This window comes from Roseateles koreensis (genome assembly GCF_028595305.1).
Classification (GTDB): domain Bacteria; phylum Pseudomonadota; class Gammaproteobacteria; order Burkholderiales; family Burkholderiaceae_C; genus Paucibacter_A; species Paucibacter_A koreensis.
This window is the reverse complement of record NZ_JAQQXS010000010.1, coordinates 89,005-108,389: the sequence shown is the minus strand read 5'-3', so window position 1 is coordinate 108,389 and position 19,385 is coordinate 89,005. Positions and strand designations below refer to the sequence as shown.

Here is a 19,385-nt window from a genome sequence, read left to right as displayed (position 1 = left end):
TTTCCAGGATTCTCGTGGGTTGAACGAAGCGATGTGGACTTTGCCGCAGTAGGCAATGGCGCCATTGCGTCGGATTGTAGGGACAGCTTCGATCCAGAAAAACGCTAGGGAAAGTACCGTGTGACGATCAAGCTACTGCAGCAAAAAACTACTGACCCTGAAGGTGATGAACGAGGCCAGATACGCCAGCGTGAACAGATAGCCTGCCATCACCAGCGGCCATCGCATGCCACCTGTTTCCCGGCGCGTTGCCGCCAACGTGGCCATGCATTGCGGCGCGAATACAAACCACGCCAACAGTGACAGGGCCGTCGGCAAAGACCAAGTTTGCGCAATCAGGGGTGACAAAGACTGGGCCGCATCCGTCCCGGTGGCCGAGAGAGCGTAGACGGTACCCAGCGCGCTGATCACCACTTCACGGGCCGCCAGGCCCGGCACCAGGGCCAGGCTGATCTGCCAGTTGAAGCCGATCGGCTCAAAGATGGTGGACAAACCCCGGCCCAGGTAGCCGGCGACGCTGTATTCGATCGGGCTGCCCGTGGCGCCCGGCGGCGGTGCCGGGAAGCTGGACAACGCCCACAAGATGATGGTGAGGCTCAGGATGATGCCGCCGACACGCTTGATGAAAATCAGGGCCCGCTGCCACAGGCCAATGGCGATATTGCGCGGGCTGGGCCAGTGATAGCTGGGCAACTCCAGCATCAAGGGGCGCACCTGTGTCTTGGTGGTGAGCTTTTTCAGCACCCAGGCGACGGCCATGGCGCCGACGATGCCGGCCAGATAGAGCCCGAACAACACCAGGCCCTGCAATTCCAGGCCTCCCCAGACCTGCCTCGGCGGGATGAACGCACCGATCAACAGGGCATACACCGGCAGGCGGGCAGAGCACGTCATCATCGGCGCAATGAGGATGGTGACCAGGCGGTCGCGCGGGTTGGCGATGCTGCGCGTGGCCATGATGCCGGGAATGGCGCAGGCAAAGCTGGACAGCAGCGGAATGAAGCTGCGCCCTGACAAGCCGACGCTACCCATCAAACGGTCGAGCAAGAAGGCGGCACGCGGCAGATACCCCGACTCTTCGAGCAAAAGAATGAAGAAGAACAGGATCAGGATTTGCGGCAAGAACGCCAGCACGCTGCCCGCGCCGGCCAAAACGCCGTCGACCAGCAGGCTTTGCAGATAGCCCGCAGGCATCAGTGCGGTCACATGGGCGCTGAGGAGGTTGATGCTTTCTTCGATCCAGCGCTTGGGAGGTTCGGCCCAGGAAAACACGGCCTGAAACAGCAGGAACAAGACCACGGCCAGAATCAACGGACCGGCCACCGGGTGCAGCAAGGCCCGATCAGCCTTGTCGCTGGCCAAATCCGGCAACTGCTTGTCGAGGTGCAGGTCTTGCAGAATCTGGCGCACGATGGCGTGATCGCCTTCAGCGCTGTGCGGTGCGGCGTTGGCTTGGGTGTTGGCGGCGAGCGCCAGCGGTTCAGGGCTGAGCCAGACATCTTTCTGGTCGAGCAGGGCTTTGAGGGTATCAACCCCTTCACCATGGGTGGCCACCGTGCTGACCACCGGCAAGCCCAAGGCTTTGGAGAGCGCCTGTGTGTCGATGACCAAGCCGCGCTGGGTGGCCAGGTCGCTCATGTTCAACACCGCCACGCAGGGCAGGCCCAAGCGTTTGACGGAGAGCAGCAAGCGCAGATTGCGGCGCAGGTTGGTGGCGTCCAGCACGCAGATCACCAGATCGGGGCGCTTTTCGCCCTGCGCGCGGCCGGCCAGTACGTCACACGTGACCCGCTCATCGGGCGAGCGTGCATGCAAGCTGTAAGTGCCGGGCAGGTCCAGCAGGCGCAGCGCACGGCCGGCGGCGCTGACCAGGCGGCCCTCTTTGCGTTCGACCGTGACACCGGCGTAGTTGGCCACTTTCTGGTGGCTGCCAGTCAGTCGGTTGAAGAGGGCGGTTTTTCCACAATTCGGGTTACCGACCAGGGCCAGCAAGGGCCCACCGCGGTGCACATGGATGACGGATTCACGCATTTTGGGCTCGGGCTCGACTCACTTTGACGCATTCCGCTTCGGCACGACGCAGGGCAAATGTCGACTGCCCGATCCGAATTACCAAGGGGTCGGCGCCGGGCAGGCCGCGGGCCATCACGCGCACCGCTTCGCCCGGCAGAAAGCCGATCTCTTCCAGCCACTCGAACCATTCCGGTGCATGGGCGGGAGCCAGAACCTCCTGCACCAGCAAGGGCTCACCGATGGAGGCCAATGCGAGACTGGCGGGCGGAGCTTGAGTCATATCTCTCATCCTGGCGCGGAAGACGCGCGAATCACGAATGATTCGCATTGTAGTCTTTGATCGACGATCGCGTTGTTGACAAACGTCAAGAGATATGAGGCGGCACAGCAGCATGAAATGGCTTGTCCACCCGGGCTTGCCGCTGCCGGCCTCGGCGATGCGCAAACGTTTTACATGTTTTGGTGATTCGACACGGCAGTCGATACACTGGCGCGGCTTTTGCTTCTTAAAATGGATGGCTCGCCTGCGTGCGCGGCGAGCGATTATTTGCTGATTTCCCGCTGATTTTATTGATCGGTCCGCCTGCCCGCCGTTTGGAGGGCGCCTTCCGTGTTCCACGTTCTGCCCAACCTGCCAACGCCATGAATGCTTTTTCCTTGTTTTCTCGTACCGCAATTGCGCTTGCCGTGACGGTCGCGGCTCAAGTGGCGCAGGCCGAGGCCCAGCCGGCTGTCATCTTTGACATGGGCGGCAAGTTCGACAAGAGCTTCAACGAGGCTGCCTATCGTGGCGTCGAACGCTGGAAGAAGGAAACCGGCAAGACCTATCTCGAATTCGAAATCAGCAATGACACCCAACGCGCCCAAGCCATCCGCCGTATGGCCGAGCGCGGCGCCAGCCCCATCATCAGCGTGGGGTTTGCCCAGGCGTCTGCGCTGGAACAAGTGGCCAAAGACTTCCCCAAGACCCAGTTCGCCATCGTCGACGCCAAGGTGAATCTGCCGAATGTTCAATCGCTGCTGTTCAAGGAGCATGAAGGCAGCTATTTGGTGGGTGCGATGGCGATTTTGGCCAGCAAGACCGGAAAAGTCGGTTTTGTGGGGGGCATGGACATTCCTTTGATCCGCAAATTCCAGTGCGGGTATGAACAGGGCGTCAAGGCGACGAATCCCAAGGCGGAGGTGTTTACCAACATGACCGGCACCACCTCAACGGCCTGGGCAGATCCCACCCGCGGGGGCGAATTGGCCAAGGCGCAGTTCGCCAAGGGCTCAGACGTGGTTTTTGCTGCGGCGGGTGGCACGGGTACCGGGGTCTACCAAGCCGCCAAGGACGCTGGCAAGCTGGCCATTGGCGTCGATAGCAACCAAAACCACATGCAGCCGGGCACCATGCTGACCTCCATGGTCAAACGGGTGGACGTGGCGGTTTACAACGTACTCAAGGGTTGGAAGCCGGGCCTGAGCGATCTGGGCCTCAAAGAAGGGGGCGTGGACTATGCCCTGGATGAATACAACGCCAAATTGGTGTCGCCCGCGCTCAAGGCCAAGGTCGAGGCCATCAAGGCCGACATCATTGCGGGCAAGATCAAGGTGGTTGACTACATGGCCACGGGCAACTGCAAGTATTGAGATGGGGCGTGACGTCAGGCAGGCGCTGACCTCGAGTCCGGCGGTGTTTCAAGTTTTTCCATTTTGTCCATGACATCTACTTGTGATGCGGCGCGTGCGCCGTCTGCAGCCCGTCCTGCAGTTCAACTGCATGACATCTCCAAGCGCTTTGGCGCGGTGCAGGCCAATCGTGCCGTGTCGCTCAGCGTTGCGGCGGGCACTGTGCATGGTTTGGTGGGTGAAAACGGAGCCGGCAAGAGCACGCTCATGGCGATCTTGTATGGGTATTACCAAGCCGACTCGGGTGACATTTCCTTAGACGGCAAACCGGTCCATATCGCCAATTCACACCAAGCCATTGAATTGGGCCTGGGCATGGTGCATCAGCATTTCATGCTGGTCGACACCCTCAGTTGCCTGGACAACATCATGCTGGGCGCCGAGCCCGGTTTTTTTCTGCGCCGCGCGGCCCGTGAGGTACGCCGAGAGCTGGAAGTCATGATGGCCGAGTCCGGCCTGCATGTGCATCTGGACGCCCTGGTGGGCGATTTGCCGGTGGGTGAGTTGCAGCGCCTTGAAATTCTCAAGGCCTTGTACCGGGGCGCCAAGGTGTTGATTCTGGATGAGCCGACCGCCGTGCTCACCCCGCAAGAAACCACGCAATTGTTTGACACCTTGCGGCGCATGAAGGAGAAGGCGGGCCTCACGATCATCCTGATCACGCACAAGCTCAAAGAGGTGATGGCCTTGTGCGACGAAGTCACGGTGATGCGGGCCGGGCAGGTGATTCAGACCCGCAAGATCGCTGAAACCAGTGAGGCCGATCTCGCGCAAGCCATGGTCGGGCGCAAAGTCAATCTGGGGCGGCGCGCCGATGCCAAGCCGGCCGGCGAGCCGATTCTTCTGCAGGCGCAGGGCTTGAGTCTGCGTGCCGCCAATGGTGTCCCGGCGCTGCGCGACGTGAGCCTGCAACTGCGCGCCGGTGAAATCGTCGGCGTGGCGGGGGTGTCGGGCAATGGGCAGAGCGAGTTGCTGGAAGTGTTGGCCGGCATGTTGGCGCCGCAGGCGGGCCGCTTGCAAGTGGGCGACACACGTTTTGATGCTGCGGAGGGGGGCTGGCTTGATCCCCGCCAGGCACGTCACCTCAAAGTGGCGCATGTGCCAGAAGACCGACATGCGTGCGCGATGGTGATGAATTTCCCCGCTTGGGAAACAGCGGTCTTGGGGTACCACGAACTACCCAGTTATCGCAGCGGTCTCGGTGGCTTGAGCATGAATCATCGCGAGATGCAGCGGCAGACCGAGGCCATGCAGGCGCACTTTGATGTGCGCCCGCGAGACGTCAGCCTGGGTGCCTCCAAATTTTCGGGCGGCAATCAGCAAAAGCTGGTGCTGGCACGTGAAATTGGCCAGGCGCCCACAGTCTTGCTGGTGGGCCAGCCGACGCGAGGCGTGGACATCGGTGCCATCGAATTCATTCACGGGCAGATCCGTGCGTTGCGCGACAGTGGCTGCGCGGTGCTGCTGGTGAGCAGCGAGTTGGATGAAATCCTGGCGCTGGCCGACCGCGTGGTGGTCATGAACAGCGGACGCATCACCGGCGAGTTGGCAATTGAAGATTGCGATGAAAAGAGATTGGGGCTATTGATGGCAGCACAGCCGGAGTCTGTGGCATGAGCGCGCAGGCAAATCAAGCAATGCCGCGCTGGGTGGACCTCGGCTTGCTGCCCTTGTGGAACCTGTGCGTTGCCTTGGCCGTGGCCGGCCTGGTGGTGCTGGCCATTGGCCAGAGCCCTTGGCAGGCGCTCACGGTGTTGATTCACGGCGCGCTGGGTGAAGCGCGGGGCATCGGTTACACGCTGTACTACGCCACCACTTTCATATTCACGGGCTTGGCCGTGGCGGTGGCCTTTCATGGCGGCTTGTTCAATATCGGCGGAGAAGGGCAAGCCACGTTCGGCGGATTGGGGCTGGCGTTGGTCGGGCTCGCCCTGGGCCCTCATGGGCCGGCCTGGGTCGTGCTGCCCCTGATGGTGCTGGCAGCCGCGCTGTTCGGCATGGTCTGGGCGGCGATACCGGGCTACCTGCAGGCTTGGCGGGGCAGCCACATTGTTATCACCACCATCATGTTCAATTTTCTGGCCAGCAGTCTAAGCGTTTACTTGTTGGTCAACTGGCTGCGCCCGATCGACAGCATGGCGGTAGAAAGCCAGTCCTTTGCGGACAGTGCACGCATGCCCAGTCTGCACAGCCTGGCGGCGTGGGTGGGTTGGGAGTTGCCCTCGTCGCCAGTGAATTTGAGTCTGGTGCTGGCGCTGCTGGCATGCGTTTTCGTGCACTGGTTTTTGTGGAAGAGTGGCGCCGGGTTTGCGTTGCGCGCCGTCGGAAGCTCCGCTCGGGCTGCGCATTACGCCGGCATCAAACCGCGCCAGCAGGTGCTGATGGGCATGGCCTTGTCCGGCGCGTTGGCTGGCTTGGTGGCGGTGAATGAAATTTCAGGCGTGCAAGGCAAGTTGACGCTGGACTTTGTGGCCGGTGCGGGCTTCACGGGCATTGCGGTGGCCTTGATGGGGCGCAATCATCCGGTGGGCATTGTGTTGGCTTCTCTGCTGTTTGGCATCCTGTACCAGGGTGGGGTGGAGTTGTCGTTCGAGCTGCCGGGCTTCAGCCGTGACATGGTGGTGACCGCGCAAGGTTTGATTGTCTTGTTCTCGGGGGCCATGGCCACGGTCAGTACACCGCTCTTTGCCCGCTTATTCGGGCGTCCAGCGGCCAGCCCGGCCGCCGCGCAGGTCAAAACCACGGAGGCCCAGCATGGATGAGATCTTGATCGGGTCCGTCATCGCCTCCACCCTGCGGCTGACCACGCCTTTACTCCTGTGTGCCCTGGCGGGCCTGGTCAGCGAGCGTGCCGGGGTGGTGGACATCGGCCTGGAGGGCAAGATGCTGTTCGCCGCATTTGCGGCTGCGGCGGCGGCCAGCGTGGGGCATTCAACCGCCTTGGGCTTGGCTGCAGGCATTGCCGTGGCGACGGCCATGTCCTTGATCCACGGCTTCGCCTGCGTCAGCCACCGGGGTGATCAGGTGGTGTCGGGCGTGGCGCTCAATATGGTGGCAGCCGGTCTCACCACTGTACTGGGCATCGCCTGGTTTGCGCAGGGCGGCCAGACACCGCCAGTGGACGCCAGCATCCGCCTGACCGGCCTGGTGCCAGGGTGGAGCGAGCCTGCAGCCGCGCAAGCCGCGCTGGGGCCCTGGCTGGGGGCCTTGGTGGGACATGGTTTGTTGAGCCACAACGCGCTGGTTTACCTGTCATTGGCCTTGGTGGGCGGGGTGTGGTTTTTTCTGGAGCGAACCCGGCCCGGCTTGCGCCTGCGCGCTGTGGGCGAGAACCCTGCCATGGTCGACGCTGCGGGGGTGTCAGTGGCAAAGCTGCGTTATGCCGCTTTGTCGATCAACGGGGTCTTGTGCGGCTTGGCGGGCAGTTATCTGACGCTGGCGCAAAATGCGTCCTTCTCTCCCAATATGACTTCGGGGCGTGGCTTCATCGCTTTGGCGGCACTGATTTTTGGCAAATGGCGCCCTGTTCCAACGCTGTTGGCGTGCTTGCTGTTTGGGTTTTTGGACGCCATGGCGATCCGTCTGCAGGGCAGCAGCCTGCCGGCAGTATTGGGCGGTGGTGAAGTGCCCGTGCAGGCGATTCAGGCCTTGCCCTATCTGCTGACGGTGATTTTGCTGGCTGGCTTCATTGGCCAGGCTGTGGCCCCCAAGGCCCTGGGCCGGCCTTATGTGAAAGAACGCTGAGGTTTCGCAGCCATGAACTTGTCGATTGATTTGCAGCAGCGTCTGCTTCAGGCCGCCTTGGCCGCCCGCGCTTACTCGCACGCGCCTTACTCCCGGTATGCGGTGGGGGCGGCGGTGCTGGACGAGCAGGGGCGCATTCATGGTGGCGCCAACATCGAGAACGCCGCCTATCCCCAGGGCTGGTGCGCCGAGGCGACTGCCCTGGGCGCCATGGTGATGGCGGGAGGGCGGCGGGCCGTGGCGGTGCTGGTCAGCGGCCCCGGCCCGGAGATCATCACCCCCTGCGGCGGCTGCCGCCAGAAGTTGCGCGAGTTTGCCGCGCCTGAACTGCTCATCATCGCCGCCGACCCGGGCGGCATTCGTCAGCACTGGACATTGGCTGAATTGCTGCCCTTCAGCTTCGGCCCCGATCACCTCAAATTTTGAAAGCACATCGTCATGATTGACAACAAAGCCTTGGACGCCCAAATCGCACAGAGCGTCGCCCACTTGAAGCAATTGTTTGGTGCCGCGCCCGCTGTGGCGGTGGTGCTGGGTTCGGGGTGGTCGGGTGCGGTGAGCCTGGTGCAGGACGCTCAGCATTTGAGTTATGCCGAGTTGAGCGCATTCCCGCAGCCCAAGGTGGAAGGCCATGTGAGCGAAGTCGTGGTCGGGCACATCGGCGCACAGCGCGTGGTGATGCTGCGTGGCCGCGCCCATACCTACGAGAGCGGTGAGTGCACCGGCATGGCAGGCGCCCTGCGAACCCTGCAGCGTTGGGGGGTGAAGGTGCTGCTGCAAACCAATGCCTCGGGCTCCTTGCGGCCCGCCATGGGCCCGGGCAGTTTGATGCTGATCGCTGATCACATCAACGCCCCGCAACGCTCGCCTTTGGTGGGTGAGCCCGGCAGCGAGCGCTTTGTGGACATGAGCCACGCCTATGACGCCGAGTTGCGTGCTCATGCCAAGCAGATCGCGCAAGCCACTGGTCAAACGCTGGGTGAGGGCGTTTATGTATGGGCGCTGGGGCCGCAGTTTGAAACCCCGGCTGAAATCCGCATGTTTGCCGCCTGGGGCGCTGACGCGGTGGGCATGAGTACCGTGCCCGAAACGATTCTGGCCCGCCATTGCGGGCTGCGGGTGATGGGCTTGGCCTTGATGACCAATATGGCGGCCGGCCTGTCTGCCGAGGCCTTGACGCACGCGCTGACGCTGCAGCAGGCGCAGGCTTCGGGCGATGGCGCGGCGCAATTCCTGGGGGCCATGGTGGCCGGCATGGCCACGCTCCCGTCCCTGCAATGAAGCTGCAAGACGCTGCACGCCAGGCCTTGCGTTGCCTGGATCTCACCAGCTTGAACGACGCCGATACGCCCGCTGACATCGTCGCCCTGTGCCAGCGCGCGCAGACGCCCTTCGGCCCCGTGGCTGCCGTGTGTGTGTGGCCGCGGTTTGCGGCCCAGGCTCGCGCCGCCTTGCCACCCGCCATCAAGGTGGCGGCGGTGGCCAATTTTCCGGCGGGTGCGCTGGATACAGCGGGTGCGCTGGCCGACATCCATGTAATCCGCGAGGCCGGTGCCGATGAGGTGGATGTGGTTTTGCCTTACCGCGCCTTGCAAGCCGGTCAGGCGGCCGAGTGCGCTGCGTTTCTCCATGCAGTGCGCGAGGCTTGCGGGCCGTTGACGCTCAAGGTCATCATTGAAAGCGGCGAGCTGAAAACACCCCAGTTGATTGGTTTGGCCACGCGCCTGTGCGTGGCGGCCGGGGCCGATTTCGTCAAGACCAGCACCGGCAAAAGCCCGGTCTCGGCCACGCCCGAGGCGGCGGCGGTGATGTTGGCTGAAATAGCCGTAGCCGAGTCGGCGCCGACCGGGCCCCAGTCTGGGCGAGGGGTCGGATTCAAGGCCTCAGGTGGCATTCGAACCGTGGTCGACGCGCAGGCTTACCTCGCCCTGGTTGAAGCCCGCTTGGGCACGGCAGGCTTGCTCCCTGGGCGCCTGCGCTTTGGCGCAAGCGGCTTGTTGAACGATATCGAAGCCCAGCTGCGCGGCGACCCCGCTGCTGGCCATGCCACGGCCGCCGCCGCTTACTGAGCGCGAGCCGGTGCGCTAGACTGCTGGCCCCATTCCCTGCGATTGAACGGCCTCGTTCTCTCCACAATTCCACCCCGTCATGTCCGATACCCCTGCCAAGCCTGAAGCCGCTGACCCTGCCGTGCAGGCGTCCTCCGAGCCGCAAGACGCCTCTTTGCGCCAGCGCGCCATCAGGAGCTTTGTCGTGCGCGCCGGGCGCATGGGCTCGGGCCAAGTGAAGGCGTTGGCGGAGCTGGGCCCGCGCTTTGTGCTGCCCTTCACGCCAGCGCAAACCTTGGTGCCGTCCGCTGTGTTTGGGCGTCAGGCGCCTGTGGTGTTTGAAATCGGCTTCGGCATGGGTGATGCAACCGCCAAGATCGCACAGACGTTGGCCGATCACGATTTCATCGGCTGCGAAGTACACGAGCCCGGCGTGGGCGCCTTGCTCAAGCACATCGACGAAAGGCAGCTGAGCAATATCCGTATCTTTCAGCACGACGCGGTGGAGGTGCTGGAGCAGATGATTGCGCCGGCGTCGCTGGAGGGGGTGCATATCTTCTTCCCCGATCCCTGGCACAAGAAACGGCACAACAAGCGGCGCTTGATTCAGCCCGAGTTTGTGGCTCGCCTGGTCAAGCACATCCGGCCAGGCGGCTATCTGCATTGCGCCACCGACTGGGAGCCCTATGCGCAGCAAATGCTGGAGGTGCTGGGCGCTGAGCCGGCTCTTGAAAACACGGCCACCGCTTACGCCGAGAAGCCTGCCTACCGGCCACTGACCAAGTTCGAAAATCGCGGCATCAAGCTAGGCCATGGCGTGTGGGACCTTGTTTTTCGGCGCAAATCATGAGCGGCGTCACCTTGCGGGGCAAACATGTGCTGCTGGGTTTGTCGGGCGGCGTCGCTTGCTACAAAAGCGCAGAGCTGGTTCGCTTGTTGATCAAGGCTGGTGCGACGGTGCAGGTAATGATGACCGAAGCGGCGGAGCACTTCATCACGCCGGTGACGATGCAGGCGCTCTCCGGCCGGCCGGTTGTTCGCAGCCAATGGGATGCCCGTGAAGCGAACAATATGGCGCACATCAACCATGGCCGCGAGGCCGATGTGATGTTGATTGCGCCGGCCAGTGCCGACTTCATCGCCAAGCTGGCGCAAGGCCGTGCCGATGAGTTGCTGAGTTTGACCGCCTTGGCTCGCCCCTTGGCGCGCGGCCCCTTGTTGGTGGCGCCAGCCATGAACCGGGAGATGTGGGCGCACCCCGCCACGCAACGTAACGTCGCCATCTTGCGGGCTGATGGTGCCCTTATCCTGGGGCCGGGCGAGGGCGAGCAAGCCTGCGGCGAAGTGGGCGACGGGCGCATGCTCGAGGCCGCTGAGTTGCTGGGGGAGTTGGAGGCCGCGCTTCAGGCCAAGCCCCTGGCAGGCCGCAGCGTATTGATCACAGCCGGGCCGACTTTTGAACCCATCGACCCGGTGCGGGGGCTGACCAATCGGTCTAGCGGCAAGATGGGCTTTGCGATTGCACGCGCGGCGCGCGAGGCCGGCGCCGAGGTGACGCTGATAGCGGGCCCCGTGCACCTGGACACGCCGCGCGGTGTGCGGCGCGTGGATGTGCAGACCGCCTTACAGATGCACGAGGCGGTGCTGTCGCAGGCAGCGCAATTTGATGTATTTGTGGCGACGGCGGCGGTTGCCGATTGGCGGCCGGCTCAATTGACTGAGCACAAGATCAAGAAGAAGGCCGGCGACAAAGCGGCGCCCAGCTTCGAGCTGACTGAAAACCCGGACATCTTGGCGGACGTTTCAGCGCTCTCGGCCACCGCTGGTCAGCGTCCATTTTGCGTGGGCTTTGCGGCGGAAAGCCAAGACCTTTTGAAGCACGCGCGAGAAAAACTCGTGCGCAAAAAATTGCCCTTGATCGTGGCCAATCTGGGGCCGGCGACCTTTGGCCGCGATGACAACGCCTTGCTGCTGGTGGACGCGCAGGGCGAGCGTGAACTGCCCCAAGACGACAAACTTAATTTAGCCCGTGAACTCGTTCAAGAGATCGCCCGCCGCCTGCCTGCCAACTTATGACCCAAGCCACTGTTGATCTTCGCGTGCTCGACGCCCGTATGGCCGAGCAAATTCCAAGTTATGCCACGCCAGGCAGCGCCGGCCTCGACCTGCGCGCCTGTCTGGACGCACCCGTGACCCTGGAGCCCGGCCAGACCTTTTTGGTGCCGACGGGCTTGGCCATCCACGTCAAAGATCCCGGCTTGGCTGCCCTCATTCTGCCGCGCTCCGGCCTGGGCCACAAGCATGGCATCGTGCTGGGCAATCTGGTCGGGTTGATACTTTCCAATGAGCTGCGGGTGTAAACGACAGCCGGTCCCCTCTGTGAGATGAGGCCTTTGGGCTGGACGGCGCGGGGAGGCTGTCAACGAGCTGCATGTCAACACAGTTCCGCCTGCCGGCGTGATCAGCCGCTAGATCGAGAACAAACTGATGCATGATGGGGCGCGCAAATGGCGTACTTGAACTCCGCTGTGGAGTCGGCTGGCACGCAAAAGTCCGGCGGCAGCTAACCTGCGTAGAGCCCACCCGGCAGGCCGTGATGGTCGGTTGCGACACCCCGTGTGGGTTGCCCAATTTGCTGTATCTACGCGTATGCAATCTTCGAGTTGAACAGCCTTCGATAGCGCGAATCAGAGGCCAACTACTCTAGTATATTTGAGTGCGCCGCCATACTGTGAATGTTGACCCCGCAGTGAATCTGCTTTTGCGGTCGATTTCATTTACTATACTGTGTAGCCTCTTGTATAGTAACATCTGCCTATCGATTGAATGCGAGTTGTTAATCGATATTCGGAAGTGAAATCTACAATATTTCGATGCTAGTCTTTATGAAGATGCATCCGCAAATCGAGCATCGAATTTCGGATGAATTCGTCGATTGAAAATATTTTGGCTAGAGTTGGTGCTGTGCCTAATCGCGAACTCTCGTGCGTACTTCGGATTCTTTGGCGAGGCGCGCTAGTTCAGCTTGGCGGATTGCAATCTCTCTGTCTAATTGTCTAAGCCTTTCGGAGCGGTCCGTCAGTTCCTTATGCTCCGCGCGCTTGCGGTCAGCCCGCCGCTTTTTCTCCCTCCGTATATACGTTCTGGTGGTTGCAATACTGGCGTGACCCAATAGTTCTTGCGCTTGGAGAAGCAGGGTCTCCTCGTCTGGCAGGGGTGCCCCAGTTTGCTCATACATATCAATCAAGCTCTCGACGCGATCAGTGGCACCCTTTGATCTCAGGTTGTGAAGAGAGGCGCGCTTGACCCCAGCCTGCTTTTGCTTCGATGAGAACAGGTTTGTCAATGCATCTGCGTGTATTTTTCCCCCAGTCCTCCAAGAGAGAAATATGGGGAGATCCGATCGATCGGGCAGAGACCTTCGTTGGAGCATCTCGGCGCGGTTTGCCTCGATGAACGTCCATGTGTCTATGACGAGCTGAGGATCCACGATGGTCTCTCTTGCCTTCATTCCCTTGGTGATGTGCAGGGAGATCGTCAATTCTTCGCCACTACTGCATGCTGCCTTTGCGGCACCGAGCGATGGCAATTGGCTGGCCAGTAAGGCGGCAATCTCATGTCGTCGCATCAGCGTGTTCTCAGCGAATCGCCCAATTAGACTGTTCCGTTCGGCGAGATAGGGATTCTGCTCGTTCGCGAGGGCAACGAAGAGTTCATCTACTTGACCAGCGGTAGCATTTCGCCGGTCAGACTCTCCAACAGTCCGATAGAGCAGCGGAAGCTTGAAATGGGCCGGCGTCCCGTCACTGTGCCACCGAGCAATCTCTACAGGTACCAAGAACGTGGACTGGTCTGCCGGCGATAGCGGCCCAACGACACCTTGAATTCGCCCCTTCTTTTCTGCCCAAATTAGAAAGTGGTAAATCACAGCGAGCTGCTGGTTGAGATAGCCACGTCGAGCGTTTGACGGGTTCTCGCCTGCCTGTTCATTTCTCCAGCGCCGAAGTGCGACCTCGTTCGTCTGCTCCCAAGAAAGGCCGCCCGCGTCCATGATGTGCACATGGGTTCGGAGGTACTTGCTCATCTCGTTTACTGACGCTGGGCTCAGTCCCCGCATTACTGTGAGTTCGCGAAGGTAGTCCGACTGCACCTCGAGGATGCCATCATTGGTCATAAGTAGCGGAAGGTCGGGATACACCTTGCCATCGATCACACATGAAGAGTCGGTTTTTGCGACAAACGTTGTCAGCATTGCTAATCTCCCTTTGAAGCGCTGCGCGTTACCAGCTTGACGCTGCGGGATCCGGTCAACTCGCGCAGTTTTGCGTTGAGGGAGTCCACAGACGCGCGCAATGCGCTTGACTCCCTCTGTGCGTCAATCCTGTGCTGCCGTTCTTGGTGATACCTGCTCGTGAGCATTTTCGTCAGAGTCTCGAGGTCACGGATGCGAGCACCATCTCCTGTTGAGGTCGCCGACCATCGTTGGATGCCAGCACGAATGAGGCTCTGCGCCTCATCGCGTCGCTGGTTGTTCAGCTTCTTATATAGGACCGGGCGCGTGAACGCCTTGATGTTCTTGGATTCATCGGTCCATTCGCAGAATTCGATCAAGGTCTGTGGGAAGAAGTCGGGCTTATCGCTGTCCAGGCAGAGTCGGCGGAGCTCTTCCAGCTTGTTTACGATGGCTTCATCGGTCCAGCTCGATTTGCTGTCGTTGCTGCTACGGGGTGTCATTGCTTTGATCAATCGGTTGAGAAGAATGTGACGATGCGCTCGAGCTTCGGGGCATCAAGGCGTGCGCGGTCCCTGATGATCGAAGGAACTTCCGAATCAGCGGCCGCACGCGCCTCAGCGGCGATTGAGGCCCAATGAGTCCGATGTTTTTCATCTGTCGCGTTGAACGGACAGCATGCGCATTGGGCCGGGCGGGCAAGCTCTGGCTTCTTGACGTGTCTACCGGGAACCTCTGGATCCGGTACTCCGCACATTGCCCGCTTGTTATCCCGCTCTCGATCGCCGGCGGAACACACCCCGCCCGGGGTCGGCGTAAGCATGCGAATGCCGGCTTCAACATGCTGCAAAAAGATGCGGTCAGCTTCCTGGGGCGAATTGACGAACTCGATGGTGGCTTTGACCTGTGCACGAATCTTTTCCGCCCAGCGATGCCAGGTCCGACCGAATGAGCCGTGCAGCTTGATTCGCCCGAGGGCGGCACCGACCAACATCTCCTTCGAAAACTCCGCTTGGGCTTCTCGCATGACCGTCGTTCCGACTTTCTCGGTCACGTATTCCCAGGTCATGCTCAGGCCGCTGTGGCACAGGAAGCCGGACAATGCAGGCAGGCTTCCCAGACGGTATCGCCACATAAAGGTGACGGCGAAGAATCGACGGAACTGACGCACCTGCAGCGGTGCCGACAGCGGATTCTTAAGGGCCAAGGCCGCGAATCTGTTGAGATCCTGGTTGGGCTTGACAACTGAAATCGCGTCTCCGAGCGGCTCCCAGTGAGAGAAGAGTAGATTCGTGCCGTTCATTTCCCGGCCACGCGCGCTCCAGCGGTCCAACACGGCTACCGCATCTGCCGTCGTTTTCACTGTCGGTAGCTTTTTGTCGCGGCGAAGGGACTTCGCAATGTGTGACTCAAACCATAGGTTCCCTTCTTCTAACGAGATGCAGTCTGTGGCCAGGGAGGTGAGCTCGCTCTCACGACGTGCCTGGAAGACTCCGATCACGATTCGGGCTGCAGCCGGAATGCAGTACCTAAGCGCTTCAAAGAGGCTCAACCCGGAGTCTCGTGAACTGTTGGTCAGATTCCAACGCAGCGGCCACGGGCCGCCGCTCTCGACGGGCGTGTTGAGTGGATGCTGAGCTACGTACTTAGCGAGGTTGGCCGCAATTCCGTGATCCATTCGGTCGGGCGCGCGTCGACCGTCCGTCTTCGCTTCGATTGGAGACATTGCCCCCTGCGAGATTAGGAAGCCCTCAATCCGCTCAAGGGAGCGGACATCTAGCCATCCCCCATCAATGAAGCGCTTCATGGTGCCAATGCCAGTGCCGGTCATCTCGGCCAGTTGGACCATGGAGTAGGGCCAGGTCGTGGCCCAATGCTGTTCTTTTGAGAGCCGTCCACGCAACAAGATGGCGAGTCGCGTGTCGTCAACTGGCGTGGCCGGGCTCAGCCATGCACTAGCGGCAGTTCGGCTACGAGTTGTGAACTTGCCAGCAAGAATGGCCCTGGCGATGGTGTAACCCTTCCCCGTTTCGTTCCGGATCACCTTTATGCAGCCATGCGGAACAATGCCCCTGGAGTCTTCCGCTGCGAGGAATCGCGACATCGCCCGCCGAAGCTCCTGCACCGCCAAATCAGACTTCCATCGATCAAGAGAGCCTGCGCGAAGGCACTCGGCCTCATGAAAGGCTTCGACGTCGTCAAATAGGTCGAGCACACGTGGGCCGTGCTGATAGATCCATGCCAGGCTGGTGTCAAGCAGCGCCATGGCTTCCGCCGGCGGAATATTCTTCGTATGCCCTGCTGGGCGCAGTCGCGATGACCCCGGCTTATCCGCCTTCGTTGGGAGGGGGACAAAGCGAAGGCCGGCGTCATTGAGCTCACGATTCCACTTGTGCAGGTACCTGATTGCCTCGACGAATCGTGAATGCGTAGCACGAGTGACGGGTTTTGGCGCTGGCAGTGGTCCCTTTGTGGGCGCTTGCCAGGATGGTGGGCGATAGCCTCGGCGCGCACTGACCCTCGCGAGTAGTTGGCTCGCAGCCTTGTCGCTTGAGAGACCGTGGAATGTGATGAATATCGCCTGGCAAATTGCCGCGACGTCCAGGGTCTTTCTCTTCGGATAGAGCTTGTCCGTGACGAAGGGAAGATCCCCTTTGGCTTCCCTGAGGTAGCGCTTCAGGCGGTCTACGTACTTCAGCGCGTGGCCTGTACCCAGCGAGATATCTGAGCTGAATTTCTCGATAAGGTCAGGGGTCATGCGCCCGAGGTCGAAGATGCCGTGCAGGCGTGCCCACTTCAGAAATATGAGAAGGCGGTCGACGACGGAGATGTGTGTTTTCGCTGTGTCAAGCGAGAGACTGCGATCATCTCGAAGCAGATAGACATAGGACGTCACCAGTTGGAGCCAGTCTGCGTTGATTGGATCAAGCAGACTTGTGCCGTCAGGCAAAACTACGTCAAGATCTAGCACCTCTGCGGCGGAAATCCGAGTGCGTTCGGTATCCCAAATGAGCAGACGGCTGCTGGTGGATTCCGTATCCAGCCACGGGCGGGCCTGCAATGGAACCAGTGTGTTTGTATGCTCGTTGAGCAATGCGGAATTGCTTCTGACTCGGTTGGCTTGCATGAATGAATCACCAAAGGGGTGGAAAGTTGGGTTTTGGGCGAGAGGCGTTGATGGCATGGGCCTCACGTAGCTTGGGTGCCCAAACACTGCGTGTTCCACGAGTCTTGACCTCGTTGACAAGCAGTGACCAGTACAGCCACCTGGTCATCCAAGCTTCCGGACGATGGGTCTGTAGCCAGGCCTCGTGAGTGGCGAGGTGTTCTCCGAACGCAAGCAGATCGGCGAGGTCTTCGGCTTCAGTAGACAGGCGTACCTTTTTGCAGTTTGGACATGCCTCCAGGCTCATGCATCCAGACGGAATAGGGGGCTCTTCAGAATCAACAGGGCGGATGCAGAGCACGCCTAGACCAGTCTTGATGGCGTCATTCAGTCCATCTGCCGACGCCGCTGGCTGGGACTGAGAGTTGTGAATCGCGACGTGTTCAAGTCGTTCCTGAAAGGTCCGAATTGCGGTCATGTGGTCAGCATGGTGTGCCGCCCGTTTGTTACCTGCGTAGTGCCTATTGGTCGTATTCGGGTTCTTGTGACCGGCGGCCGCTTGGGCTTCTCGGACGCTGGCGGAGTGTCCGCGCAGGACCATCAGTAGACTGGGCCGGATGGCAGACGGTGCGGGGATTGGGTGATTGCCGAAAGCCAAAAGGGAAATCGCGTCAAACGCAATCCTGAAAGAGGACTTGGTCATCGGCGCTACGAACGGTGTTGGAGCTTCTCCGACGTGACCTGCTGCATGGTCAAAGACAAGGGGTTTGTCGGCGGTGGGCTTTCCCACAAATTGAGTGTGACGCCCGACCATCTCGCGAAGCTTCAGCAGCGCGGCGCCGGCGGAGGTGGGCTCGTCGTTGCGAGAGACCGCGAGGTCCTCCTCAACCAATGATCCTCCTGCGCGTTCCTTCCAGTTTGCGATTGAGAGCCAACGGGGATCATCGGTGGGCAGCACTTGTTCCCACGGAAGGCTGATCAGCGGCGATGTGTTCATCCCTGTTTCCAGCATGAGCAGAACCGCCGTCGATCCGACGCACAACCTGCTTGGCGTCATCAGTCCACGGAGTGCTTCGAGGGAGTCCATCTCGGGCAGGTCGAACCCGGCCATACCCGGCCGCACTCGGTAGGCCACAGCCCTCAGCTTCAGGTTGACTTGTGCGCGGAGGGCAGGGCTGAGAGAGTGGAATCTCGACGCCGCTCCGGCCATGTAGGTCGACTCAAGCAGAGCGAGGAATTTCGCAAGGCCTTCTTCCGTGGTCGGGAAGAGGCTTGCAGTCCGGCGTTCAAGAATGTGGTCTCGTCCTCCCTTGGTGGCCGCCTTGACGAAGTCGGCAAACCATTCGTCCATAGCCGGGTCGGCTGCATTTCGGGCGGCAGCAATCGGCGACTGCATTGCCTGCCAAGCCATGTACGATCGATCAAAGACGGATCTGGCAGCGGACTTGAGTCTTTCGAGGCACTCGCTTTCCCCACGGAGCAGAGTCACCGAGAGTTCGGCGTCGCCCTTGGGTGATGGCATGGACAGCCGCTGCAAACCACGCAGTGCGGCAGCTTTGCGTACTTCTGGGCCCCTCAGGTCCGTTGCTCGGTCGCTCTGATTCCCGATTGCCTCAAGAAGGCTTGGCCGGACGTCGGTTTGTTCTTCATCTCTCCGCTCGAGTGGGAGGCCGAGCGTATGTGGCCAGAGTGCGCGAGAAGCCAGGCAGGATAGGGCGCGGTTGGTTTCACCGATCTTGACGGCAAGCGTCGAGGATCCGCTGCGATAGTCCTTCTTGATTTGCGCCCAATAAGCCAGTTCTACAGCATGGGCGACTGCCGCATCGATTGAGCTGATGCTGTCGGAGTTCAGTGCCGCGATGACCCGTTTCGCTTCGGGGATGCTGGCGCTGCTCGCGAAAGTCAGAACCGCTTTTGTCGCGTCTGCCCGCGATTTGGCGGTGTCGAAAGCGAGGGATTCGGTGTGCGTCTCAACCGCCTCGACCACTTTAGACAGATAGGTGCGGTCGAGCCCCGGGATCGTGTCAAACGATGCGAGTTTTCGTCCGTTGCGCTGAGCTACAAGTCTTGGAGCAGCGGTGGCGGTTTCCTTCGAATTCGTGACGGGGAGGGTCTTTGTGGTTCGCGGTCTGACCATGTGAAGCTCGTTGTTCGTTTACTAATGTATTTACAGAAGTAAACACCAAAGTAGGCACGATTGTCAATACCATAGAGTCATGGACGATTGGTGGATACAGCGAATTGAGGGGCTCAAGCAGCAGGCGAAGCTGTCTGATGTTGCTTTGGCGAAGCGGTTGGACATTAGTCCGGCCATGCTGGCGCACGTTCGCGTGGGGCGCCGTGCGCTTCCGCTCCAGGCGCGACTGAGGCTCTTGGATGCGCTGGGCTACGTCATTACTCGTGACCTACTGCTTCGGGTCCTGCCGGAGGAGGTAAGGGCGGCGGTCGTTGACACCAATGCTGCGATGACTGAGGCTCATTACCGGCCGAAGGAGACTGGTGCCGACGACAGCCTGGAACTCCCGCCGGAGTGGCGCTGATGCGAAAGTTAGTCTTCTAGGCTCCCGGGGTC

Annotated in this window: 16 protein-coding genes and 1 pseudogene; 11 read left to right on the top strand and 6 right to left on the bottom strand. The window is 60.8% G+C overall.

Annotated elements, in window-relative coordinates; genetic code table 11:
• Positions 1-132: 132 nt before the first annotated feature.
• Both feoB and PRZ01_RS12495 read right to left on the bottom strand, forming a co-directional pair.
• Positions 133-2,031: a ferrous iron transporter B gene (gene feoB / locus PRZ01_RS12500; protein WP_273597126.1), complete on the bottom strand. Its 1,899-nt coding sequence runs from the start codon at positions 2,029-2,031 to the stop codon at positions 133-135.
• Positions 2,024-2,302: a FeoA family protein gene (locus PRZ01_RS12495; protein ID WP_273597125.1), complete on the bottom strand. Its 279-nt coding sequence runs from the start codon at positions 2,300-2,302 to the stop codon at positions 2,024-2,026. Before PRZ01_RS12495 ends, feoB begins: the two co-directional genes overlap by 8 nt.
• Before the next feature lie 353 nt (positions 2,303-2,655).
• Here PRZ01_RS12495 and PRZ01_RS12490 point away from each other — a divergent pair, with 353 nt between their 5' ends.
• The 10 genes and pseudogenes from PRZ01_RS12490 to dut form a co-directional block, all read left to right on the top strand.
• Positions 2,656-3,645: a BMP family lipoprotein gene (locus tag PRZ01_RS12490; protein WP_273597124.1), complete on the top strand. Its 990-nt coding sequence runs from the start codon at positions 2,656-2,658 to the stop codon at positions 3,643-3,645.
• A gap of 69 nt (positions 3,646-3,714) precedes the next feature.
• Positions 3,715-5,301, top strand: a complete 1,587-nt coding sequence (locus tag PRZ01_RS12485) for an ABC transporter ATP-binding protein (RefSeq protein ID WP_273597123.1) — start codon at positions 3,715-3,717, stop codon at positions 5,299-5,301.
• Complete coding sequence (locus PRZ01_RS12480; RefSeq protein ID WP_273597122.1) at positions 5,298-6,446, top strand: ABC transporter permease; 1,149 nt, start codon at positions 5,298-5,300, stop codon at positions 6,444-6,446. The genes PRZ01_RS12485 and PRZ01_RS12480 overlap by 4 nt, the downstream gene beginning before the upstream one ends.
• Positions 6,439-7,428 (top strand): ABC transporter permease, encoded by a 990-nt coding sequence (locus PRZ01_RS12475; protein ID WP_273597121.1) that lies wholly within the window; start codon positions 6,439-6,441, stop codon positions 7,426-7,428. Before PRZ01_RS12480 ends, PRZ01_RS12475 begins: the two co-directional genes overlap by 8 nt.
• Before the next feature lie 12 nt (positions 7,429-7,440).
• Positions 7,441-7,854 carry a cytidine deaminase gene (gene cdd / locus PRZ01_RS12470; RefSeq protein WP_273597120.1) on the top strand — a complete coding sequence of 138 codons (414 nt, stop codon included), beginning with the start codon at positions 7,441-7,443 and terminating at the stop codon, positions 7,852-7,854.
• Between the two features lie 12 nt (positions 7,855-7,866).
• On the top strand, positions 7,867-8,709 hold the full coding sequence (locus PRZ01_RS12465; RefSeq protein ID WP_273597119.1) for a purine-nucleoside phosphorylase: 843 nt from the start codon (positions 7,867-7,869) through the stop codon (positions 8,707-8,709).
• Positions 8,706-9,497 carry a deoxyribose-phosphate aldolase gene (deoC, locus tag PRZ01_RS12460; protein ID WP_273597118.1) on the top strand — a complete coding sequence of 264 codons (792 nt, stop codon included), beginning with the start codon at positions 8,706-8,708 and terminating at the stop codon, positions 9,495-9,497. Before PRZ01_RS12465 ends, deoC begins: the two co-directional genes overlap by 4 nt.
• 79 nt (positions 9,498-9,576) lie before the next feature.
• Positions 9,577-10,326, top strand: a complete 750-nt coding sequence (trmB, locus tag PRZ01_RS12455) for a tRNA (guanosine(46)-N7)-methyltransferase TrmB (protein WP_273597117.1) — start codon at positions 9,577-9,579, stop codon at positions 10,324-10,326.
• Complete coding sequence (coaBC, locus tag PRZ01_RS12450) at positions 10,323-11,552, top strand: bifunctional phosphopantothenoylcysteine decarboxylase/phosphopantothenate--cysteine ligase CoaBC (protein ID WP_273597116.1); 1,230 nt, start codon at positions 10,323-10,325, stop codon at positions 11,550-11,552. Before trmB ends, coaBC begins: the two co-directional genes overlap by 4 nt.
• Positions 11,549-11,821: pseudogene (dut, locus tag PRZ01_RS12445) on the top strand (dUTP diphosphatase); the annotation flags it as partial. The gene coaBC and the pseudogene dut, both read left to right, overlap by 4 nt.
• 623 nt (positions 11,822-12,444) lie before the next feature.
• Here dut and PRZ01_RS12440 read toward each other — a convergent pair.
• The 4 genes from PRZ01_RS12440 to PRZ01_RS12425 are packed head-to-tail and all read right to left on the bottom strand — an operon-like array spanning position 12,445 to position 18,950.
• A complete protein-coding gene (locus PRZ01_RS12440; protein WP_273597115.1) occupies positions 12,445-13,728 on the bottom strand; it encodes a tyrosine-type recombinase/integrase in 1,284 nt (427 codons plus the stop codon).
• Between the two features lie 2 nt (positions 13,729-13,730).
• Complete coding sequence (locus PRZ01_RS12435) at positions 13,731-14,210, bottom strand: hypothetical protein (RefSeq protein ID WP_273597114.1); 480 nt, start codon at positions 14,208-14,210, stop codon at positions 13,731-13,733.
• 8 nt (positions 14,211-14,218) lie between these two features.
• Positions 14,219-16,891, bottom strand: coding sequence for a hypothetical protein (locus PRZ01_RS12430; protein ID WP_273597113.1), 2,673 nt, complete (start codon positions 16,889-16,891; stop codon positions 14,219-14,221).
• Positions 16,842-18,950 (bottom strand): site-specific integrase, encoded by a 2,109-nt coding sequence (locus PRZ01_RS12425; RefSeq protein WP_273597112.1) that lies wholly within the window; start codon positions 18,948-18,950, stop codon positions 16,842-16,844. Before PRZ01_RS12425 ends, PRZ01_RS12430 begins: the two co-directional genes overlap by 50 nt.
• A 79-nt stretch (positions 18,951-19,029) precedes the next feature.
• Between PRZ01_RS12425 and PRZ01_RS12420 the strand changes: the two genes are divergently transcribed.
• On the top strand, positions 19,030-19,353 hold the full coding sequence (locus tag PRZ01_RS12420; protein ID WP_273597111.1) for a helix-turn-helix domain-containing protein: 324 nt from the start codon (positions 19,030-19,032) through the stop codon (positions 19,351-19,353).
• Positions 19,354-19,385 lie beyond the last annotated feature (32 nt).